Origin of the sequence: Aquabacterium sp. (assembly GCF_041915145.1) — a bacterium.
In the GTDB taxonomy this organism is placed as follows: Bacteria; Pseudomonadota; Gammaproteobacteria; order Burkholderiales; family Burkholderiaceae_C; genus Aquabacterium.
On record NZ_JAYSBZ010000001.1, the window covers coordinates 101,955 to 109,654 of the forward strand.

At 59.9% G+C, this 7,700-nt stretch carries 8 protein-coding genes and 1 pseudogene; 2 read left to right on the forward strand and 7 right to left on the reverse strand.

The window, feature by feature from the left end; genetic code table 11:
- Nucleotide 1: 1 nt before the first annotated feature.
- The 5 genes from ACE3SS_RS00505 to phaP all read right to left on the reverse strand — a co-directional run bounded on the left by ACE3SS_RS00505 (nucleotide 2) and on the right by phaP (nucleotide 4,558).
- A complete protein-coding gene (locus ACE3SS_RS00505; protein ID WP_374256933.1) occupies nucleotides 2-1,309 on the reverse strand; it encodes an ATP-binding protein in 1,308 nt (435 codons plus the stop codon).
- 123 nt (nucleotides 1,310-1,432) lie between these two features.
- On the reverse strand, nucleotides 1,433-2,167 hold the full coding sequence (ompR, locus tag ACE3SS_RS00510) for a two-component system response regulator OmpR (protein ID WP_374590152.1): 735 nt from the start codon (nucleotides 2,165-2,167) through the stop codon (nucleotides 1,433-1,435).
- A 112-nt stretch (nucleotides 2,168-2,279) separates the two neighbouring features.
- Nucleotides 2,280-3,041 carry an arginyltransferase gene (locus ACE3SS_RS00515; RefSeq protein ID WP_374256936.1) on the reverse strand — a complete coding sequence of 254 codons (762 nt, stop codon included), beginning with the start codon at nucleotides 3,039-3,041 and terminating at the stop codon, nucleotides 2,280-2,282.
- Nucleotides 3,042-3,075: 34 nt separating this feature from the next.
- Nucleotides 3,076-3,822: a leucyl/phenylalanyl-tRNA--protein transferase gene (gene aat / locus ACE3SS_RS00520; RefSeq protein ID WP_374256938.1), complete on the reverse strand. Its 747-nt coding sequence runs from the start codon at nucleotides 3,820-3,822 to the stop codon at nucleotides 3,076-3,078.
- A 181-nt stretch (nucleotides 3,823-4,003) separates the two neighbouring features.
- Nucleotides 4,004-4,558 carry a TIGR01841 family phasin gene (phaP, locus tag ACE3SS_RS00525; RefSeq protein WP_374256940.1) on the reverse strand — a complete coding sequence of 185 codons (555 nt, stop codon included), beginning with the start codon at nucleotides 4,556-4,558 and terminating at the stop codon, nucleotides 4,004-4,006.
- 62 nt (nucleotides 4,559-4,620) lie between these two features.
- Between phaP and ACE3SS_RS00530 the strand changes: the two genes are divergently transcribed.
- The gene (locus ACE3SS_RS00530; RefSeq protein ID WP_374590155.1) at nucleotides 4,621-4,932 is read left to right on the forward strand and encodes a hypothetical protein; all 312 of its coding nucleotides are present in this window, start codon (nucleotides 4,621-4,623) and stop codon (nucleotides 4,930-4,932) included.
- A 579-nt stretch (nucleotides 4,933-5,511) separates the two neighbouring features.
- Nucleotides 5,512-5,814: pseudogene (locus tag ACE3SS_RS00535) on the forward strand (IS21 family transposase); the annotation flags it as partial.
- Between the two features lie 71 nt (nucleotides 5,815-5,885).
- On the opposite strand, the gene ACE3SS_RS00540 reads toward ACE3SS_RS00535, so the two are convergent.
- Complete coding sequence (locus ACE3SS_RS00540; protein WP_374256944.1) at nucleotides 5,886-6,506, reverse strand: class I SAM-dependent methyltransferase; 621 nt, start codon at nucleotides 6,504-6,506, stop codon at nucleotides 5,886-5,888.
- Nucleotides 6,507-6,541: 35 nt separating this feature from the next.
- Nucleotides 6,542-7,700 (reverse strand): tyrosine-type recombinase/integrase (locus tag ACE3SS_RS00545; protein ID WP_374590157.1); only part of this gene is annotated, 1,159 nt, incomplete at its 5' end.

The following is a 7,700-nucleotide window of genomic DNA, read 5'->3' on the forward strand; positions in this document are numbered from 1 at the left end:
ATCAACCGGCGCGCTTCAAGCGCACGTAGGCAACCAAGCCGCCGTCGGGCGCGTTGGTCAGCTCGAAGCGTCCGCCCATGCGCGCCAGGGCCTTGTCCACGATGGCCAGGCCGAGGCCCGCGCCAGTAGCGGCGGTGCGCGCGGTATCGCCGCGGAAGAACGGAATGGTCAGCTGCGGCAGCTTCTCGGGCGGCACGCCCGTACCGTGGTCGCGCACGCTGATCTGCACCCAGTTGTTCGAGCGGGCATAAGACACCTCGACCTCGGCAACACCGGTATCGGGCGTGCGACCGTATCGGCGAGCGTTTTCGAACAAGTTGGCCATCACCCGGCTGAGTTCGGTTTCATCGGCCAGCACGTACACGTCGATGGGCACCCGGGCCTGGATGCGAATCTGGCTGGTGTCGCGAAAGCTCGCCACAGCGCGGTCGATGAGGCTCGAAAGGTGCACCGACACCAGCTTGACTTCGCCGGGGCGGGCGTAGTCCATGAACTTGTCGATGATGGCGTCAAGTTGATCGATATCGGCCGCCATATTGCGCTTGGCCTCGTCGTCGTTGACGCTCATCTCGGCTTCCAGGCGTAGCCGCGCCAAGGGAGTACGCAAGTCATGCGAAATACCGGCCAGCATCACGGCCCGGTCTTCCTCGATGCGCGCCAATTCACGCGCCATCCGGTTGAAGCCTTGGTTGACCTCGCGAATCTCGCGCGTCAGCATGGTTTCGTCCAGCGTGGAGTCGTATTCGCCTTCGCGGATGCGGCTGGCGGCAAACGACAGCTGCTTGAGCGGCCGGTTGATCAGGCCGGCAATCGCTGCGGAGCCCACCAGCGTCGCCAGGATGGCAATGCTGATCCAGATGATCCAGGTGCGCCCGGTCAGCGGCTGCACGCGGCTCGGGTCGGCCTGCAGCCAATATTGATCGTTTTCGATGACGAAGCCGACCCACAGGCCGCTGGTGCCGTTGACGCTGCCCGCAACGACGGTGGACGGCCCCAGGCGCGAGCGCAGTTCGCTGCCGATGGCGCGAGTGAAGCGATCCACCTCGAACGGGACAAAGGTGTCCTTCGGCTCGCGAGGTTGCAGGCGCACGGACTCCTGATCAAAGATGGTCTTGATCAGCGTGACGCGGTTGATGCTGTCGGCGTAGCGCAAAGCCGCGCGCGACAGGTTCACCAAACTGGCGATCTGCTGCGCGGCTTGCACGGCGCGAGGCTCGAAATCAAGCGCTCGAAAGGTTTGCACCCAGGCAAAAATGCCAGCCGTGAGCAACACGCCCAGCAGCATGAACGTGCGCCAAAAAAGGCTCATTGCGAACCGATTACCGGACATCGGTCGACTCCGCCAGCAGCATCAGAAACTCAAAGAAAGAGGGTTGTAGAGCGGGGCGCAGACACACCGCATGCGCGGCGCACCCACCTGAATCGAGCGCCGTTATGCGGCCTCGTCAGGCACGAACACGTAGCCGACACCCCAGACGGTCTGGATGTATCGGGGCTGCGACGGATCGGGCTCGATCATCTTGCGCAGACGCGAGATCTGCACGTCCAGGCTGCGATCGAAGGGCTCGAATTCGCGGCCACGAGCCAGCTGCGCCAGTTTGTCGCGCGACAGAGGTTGACGGGGATGGCGCACCAGCGCTTTGAGCATCGAGAACTCGCCGGTGGTCAAGGCGATCTGCTCGCCGCTCTTGGTCAGTCGGCGCAAGGCCAAGTCGAACTCGAACGGGCCGAAGGTGACGGTCTGCGCTTCTTTGGCTGGAGCGCCGGGTGCTTCGATGACCGGGCGGCGGCGCAGCACGGCATGCACGCGGGCCAGCAATTCGCGCGGGTTGAACGGCTTGGTCAGGTAATCGTCGGCACCCACTTCGAGGCCCACGATGCGATCGACGTCTTCCACCTTGGCGGTCAGCATGATGATCGGTGTGGCGTCATTCGCAGCGCGCAGGCGACGGCAGATCGACAGCCCATCTTCGCCGGGCAGCATCAGGTCAAGCACGATCAGGTCAACCGTTTCGCGGGTCAGCAGGCGGTTCAGGGCCTTCGCGTCTTCTGCCAGCAGCACCTCGAAACCTTCTTGGCTCAGGTAGCGACGCAGCAAATCGCGAATGCGGGCATCGTCGTCAACTACCAAGATCCGACCAGTGCGCTGATTGACAGGTGCGGTCATGAACCGAACTCCTTCTGAAATTTGTAACAGGCACGATTGTGGCGGGCGGAAACCCTGAAAAATCGAGGGCCTGACCAGCTGTTACAAATATTGCGCCTTGGCTCGGCCAGTGTCAATCAGCCGCAGCCGCTGCCGAGCTGCGACGCCAGAGTCCGTTCTCGAACAGCTCGAATGGCTCGAATTTCGCCTTGTAGGCCATCTTGCCGCTCTGCTCGATCCAGTAGCCCAAATACAGATAAGGCAGTCCCAAGATCCGCGCTTGCTCGATCTGCCACAGCACGTTGAAGGTGCCGTAGCTGCTGGCTGCCTCGGGCTCATAGAAGGTGTAGACAGCCGAGAGCCCGTCGCTGAGCACGTCCAGGATGGACACCATCTTCAGGGCGCCCAAGCTGTCGCTGCCGGGTGGGGGCGGCTCACGAAATTCGACAAGGCGCGAGTTCACCCGGCTTTGCAGCAGGAACTGCGAATACTGATCGACGGAGTCGTGATCCATGCCTCCACCGCTGTGGCGTCCGGACTGGTAGCGCAAATACAGTTGGTAGTGCTCGAGGATGAAATACAGCTTCAGCACTCGTGCCTGCAGGTTGCCGTGGCGCGTCAAAGCTCGCCGTTGACTGCGCGAGGGGCTGAATTCGTCAACCAGCACGCGCAGCGGAATGCAAGCCTGGCATCCGTCGCAATACGGTCGATACGTGAACATGCCGCTGCGCCGAAATCCTCTCGCCACCAGGCTCGAATACGCGTCGGCATGAATCAGGTGACTCGGCGTGGCAACCTGCGAGCGTGCCTGGCGGCCGTCCAGGTAGCTGCACGGGTAGGGCGCAGTTGCGTAAAACTGCAAAGACGCCAGCGGGAGTTCTTTGAGATGCGTCACGCGGATCGACCTGTGGAGGGCGGCCCGATCAACCTCAGTCAGCAACCGGATTCAGCTCGGACCAGAGCGAATCATGATAGGCCCAAACCGTTGGCCCCTGCTGCGAAGACCGCTGGGCAACGTGCGTCACAAAATCGGCCCGACTGACTTCTGCCGCACCAAGAGACGACAGGTGCGACGTGTTTTGCTGGCAATCGATCCAGTCGATGCCGTTGGCGCGGCAAAAGCACACCAGCGCGGCCAGCGCGATCTTTGACGCGTCAGTGCGATGGGCGAACATTGATTCGCCAAAAAACATGCGGCCCAGGCATACGCCGTACAAGCCGCCAGCCAATTGACCATCCATCCAGCATTCAAAGCTGTGGGCTTCGCCGGCGCGATGCCAACTTGAATAGGCCTGCACCATCTCCGGGACGATCCAGGTACCGTCTTGTCCTGGGCGGGGCGTGCTCGAACAGGCCTGGATCACGCGCTCGAAGCTGCTATCAATGCGAATTTCACAACCCGGCGTCTGGCGAAATTTCGCGATGGTTTTGCGCAGCGAGCGCGACAATTTGAAGTGCTTGACCTGCAACACCATGCGTGGATCCGGACTCCACCACAAGATGGGCTGACCCGGGGCATACCACGGGAAGATGCCGTGCTGGTAGGCGTGCCGCAGCCAGTCGAGCCCCAGGCTGCCACCAGCGGCCAGGATGCCCGGTACGGGGCTGTTCGCTGCCCATGCCTGGTCTGCCGGCGGAAAGTACAACAGGTCGGGATCCAGCCAATAAAGATTCATGGCGCAAGTGTCGCAGCCCTGAAAACAAAAAGGCCCGGTAGCAAGCCACCGGGCCAAAGGTACCTTGAAACAGATTTCGAGAGGTACCGAGGAGACAACCTATATGAACTGCCTTGGCAGTTCAGGAGGCGAAGAGGCCGCCGCTATGGGCAAGACCACGAAGATCGCCTCCCGTGATCAATCAGGCCGCAGCGCGACGGCTCTTCGACGCAGCTTGCGTGGCCTTCACAGCCGTGTTGGTCATGGCTTGGAAGTTGGCTTCGGCCACGTCAGCGGCTTGCTTGGCAGCCTTTTGCACGGTGTCGAAAGCGTTGTTGGCGGCGGCGACAGCCGACTTCACCAAGACAACGGCGTTTTCGGTACCAGCGGGAGCGTTCTTGACGGCGCTATCGACCACCGAGACGAACTTCTTCTGAGCATCAGCCAGTTGGGATTCGGCAACCTTGCTGACTTCAGAGCCGGTGCTCGAGGCGATGTCGTACACGTGACGGCCGTAAGCAGCAGCCTTTTCAGCGGCGGGTTGCAGCAGTCCAGCTTGCAGGGCCAGCAACTCTTGAGCATCCTTCACCGACAGCACGGCTTGGGTGTGCTGAGCAGCCTCGTCCATCGTGGCCTTGGCGACTTGCAGGTTCAGTTCGACCAGCTTCTCAAAACCCTCAAAGGCTTTTTGGGTCAGATCAAAAAGGGTGGTCACGCCAGCTTTGTGAGCGGCCAGGAATTGTTCGGCGTTCGACATGTCGGATTCTCCAAGAGTGAATATGAGAAATAAGTTGCGTTGGCTGCTGTTGCGCGGCAACGATGTTGCACTGCAATATGACTCAAAGTATACGCAAGGCGCGATTCAATGCAAGCATTTTTGCTGCGTTGCAACAATTTTCCTCGTGGATCAAGCCGTCGTCCGACGAAACGGCCGGGTTGAAATGCAGGGTTTTCCTGGTCACGGACTTAGAAGAAGCGTCTTTCCATGTGTTTCTTCACGAGCACGGTCGCCATAGGTGCCGTCAACTTGATCGCTTGACTGGCAACTGCCGCTCCACGCTCTATGCAGTGCAGCAGTCACTCATCCAGCTTGCCGATCTGAACAGCCGCAGTGAATTGCCTATTCTTTGACCTTTGACGCATCGTTTTGTTTACATAATATACATTGTCGCTGGTTAAACGAAGCCAGGACGGAGGCCGCCTCCTATGTGTCGGGCCAACGGAATTTCGGTAACCACCCCCGGAATTCTGGTAACCAGAGAGACTGATAGACCGAACCCAATAGATGTGCAGCGCGCTGCTGGCTCCTGGCAAAAAGCCAATGTTCTACGTAAGCACAGTCGCAGCCATTAAAGATTGGTAGTCCTGCTTGTTGAACGCTGGTGGCGCCAGCAGGTTCCGAGCGAGGCTGCGCTTTCGCTCCATCAGGATCTGAAGCTGGACATCAAAGCTGTGTTCGGGGTGATCCGGCAAGACGGCCATCGGATAGTAGATGTGTACGTCTTTGGTCTGACCAATGCGGTAAACCCGATCGGAACATTGGTCTTCGACCGCAGGGTTCCACCACCGCGACAGATGAATAACGTGGTTGGCTGTTGGCGCCGACCGAAAACTGAGCCACTTTTGAAGGGTGTGCCGATCTAAAACTGAGCCAGGTGTTCAACCTACCCTGCTGCTTTTTGATGCAGCGGGGTTCGAGGAGTGATCACCATGGACATGATCGGCAGAATCCGGCGGCTGCACAGCCGAGGCAAGAAGTCAGAGCGGGAGATCTCGCGGATGACGGGGCTGTCGCGCAACACGATAGCCAAGTGGCTCAAGGCGCCATTGGCTGGCGAGCCCAAGTACCGGCGAGGTGAGCAGCCGGGCAAATTGACGGCCTTCCACGAGGCGCTCAAGCAGGCACTCAAGGCCGATGCCCATCGGCCCAAGCACGAACGTCGAACGGCACGGGCGCTGTACAACGAGATCAAGGCGGCAGGCTACGAAGGTGGCTACACCCGCGTGACGGATTTGGGGTACAGCCGACATACCTGTAAAAATAGGACTTTAGCTGGGGCTTGCAGGCGCCGCCCATCAGGCGCTCAAACGGGTGGCTTTCTGCACATGCAATAAATGAATTGCTGGTCGATTCCAAATGGTGTGCGATGCACCTGCTCCTCATGGGTCAACAAGGTGAACGCATCGCCGAACTCTGCGTGAAGGTCGTTCGGAGCGTAGCGCATGACAGGCAGCCCGCTACATTGAGTTGGACCATTGCCGCCGAACGTCGCCATGATGACGTAACCACCCGGCTTGAGCGCACGCAAGACTTGCCTGACGTACACCTCGCGATCTGACTGCGCTGTCAGAAAGTGGAACACGGCACGGTCGTGCCAGAGGTCGATGCTGTGTTGCTCGAATTTTGCACAAGTGACGCCCACCTCAACCCACTTCACACGAGTGCTCTTCTCACCAAGACGGCGTTGACTCTCTGCCAAGGCTGCTGCGGACAGGTCCAGCACCGTCACATTGGCGTAGCCGTCGTCCAGTAAATCATCAACCAGTGTGGAAGCACCGCCGCCGACATCAATGATGGTTGCATCATGAGCGAGTCCGCTTGAGCGGATCAGGCGCATGGACATATCGGCATGCGGCTGAAACCAGCTCACACTGTCTGGCGCTTTGGTGGAATAGACCTTTTCCCAATGGTCCTTGTTTTGCATTGATGACTCCTTTGTAGGTTCTGCGGAGTATTCCCCTAAACTGAATCCCACTTGATCCTGTGCGCGGCCTGCGTGGCATCGTGTCGGGCGTCGTCTTCGCTGTGTACGTAGATGCTGGTGGTGCTGATGGTGGCGTGACCAAAGTTGTCGCGCACGGTCTTGACGTCCAATCCGGCATCGGTCATGTGTGTGCCAGCGGTGTGCCTCAGCCAATGCGTGGATGCCGCTTCAATCTGGGCGGCAGCGCCATCCCAGTCTGATCCTTGGGCTCGCAGACGGTCTGCGGTCGATCGCATGACGCCTTTGACGACCTCATGAATAGCGCTGCGCGCCATTGGTTTTGTGCCTCCGATGATGGGCAGCACCAATGGCGTATTTTCGCTGTGACCAGGCAGTGCTGGCAAACCATAGGCTTTGCGGTAAGCCATGAGTTCGGCCATCAGCTCAGCCGTGGCGGGAACGATCCGAGGTTTGTCGCCTTTTCCGATGATTTCCAACCACCAGCGCTCAACACCTGCGCGGTCGCGCTGGCTGTAGAAGCCGCCCATGCAGCCAGACGTGATCTCTGAGACCCGCAGCCCGCCGACATAGAGCAAGGAAAACAGCCACCTGCAACGCATGGCGTGAGCCTGCTCTCGTGCAGAGTCTGTGGGCATGGCCTGGATCGTCGCTTTGACCTCATCCCAGTGTTCATGGGGAAGGAAGCGATTGGTCTGCCTTGGCCCAACGCGACGCGTGCGACGGCCCAGCGAAAGTGGATTGCCAGCCAGGTAGCCTGCCTCCACCAGCCAAGAGAACATGGCATTGATGATGGACAGTGCGTGGCGCTGGCTGGTACTTGATAGCGGCCCGGCGAACGGTCGCCAGTGTGGCGAGTCCCGCCCTGGCCGTTGTCGCACTGTCATGACCCACCGTTCAGCTGGCTGCGGGTTGGATAGGAATCGCTCGTACAGCAGCAGATCCTCGTGCGTCAGCGAGGACATAGCCAAGCCGCGCTGGTGCACACACCACAACAACAGCCTTTCCGCCTCCTTGCGATAGCTGGCCAGCGTGGCGGGCGTATCGACGTAGCGTGCCAGCCAAGCCAGCACAGCCGAGCGGTCGTCATTGGCGGCAACCTGGCTGCGGGCGTGTGAGCGGTTGTGCCCGTCTTGCCCGGTGAGATGCTGCGGAATCAGGGTTTGATCAATCGGG

Excerpts from the sequence above, each read along its gene's own strand:
- ACE3SS_RS00505 (WP_374256933.1), bottom strand. The coding sequence starts at position 1,309 with ATGAGCCTTTTTTGGCGCACGTTCATGCTGCTGGGCGTGTTGCTCACG.
- ompR (WP_374590152.1), bottom strand. The coding sequence starts at position 2,167 with ATGACCGCACCTGTCAATCAGCGCACTGGTCGGATCTTGGTAGTTGAC.
- aat (WP_374256938.1), bottom strand. The coding sequence starts at position 3,822 with ATGAATCTTTATTGGCTGGATCCCGACCTGTTGTACTTTCCGCCGGCA.
- phaP (WP_374256940.1), bottom strand. The coding sequence starts at position 4,558 with ATGTCGAACGCCGAACAATTCCTGGCCGCTCACAAAGCTGGCGTGACC.
- ACE3SS_RS00530 (WP_374590155.1), top strand. The coding sequence starts at position 4,621 with ATGTTGCACTGCAATATGACTCAAAGTATACGCAAGGCGCGATTCAAT.
- ACE3SS_RS00540 (WP_374256944.1), bottom strand. The coding sequence starts at position 6,506 with ATGCAAAACAAGGACCATTGGGAAAAGGTCTATTCCACCAAAGCGCCA.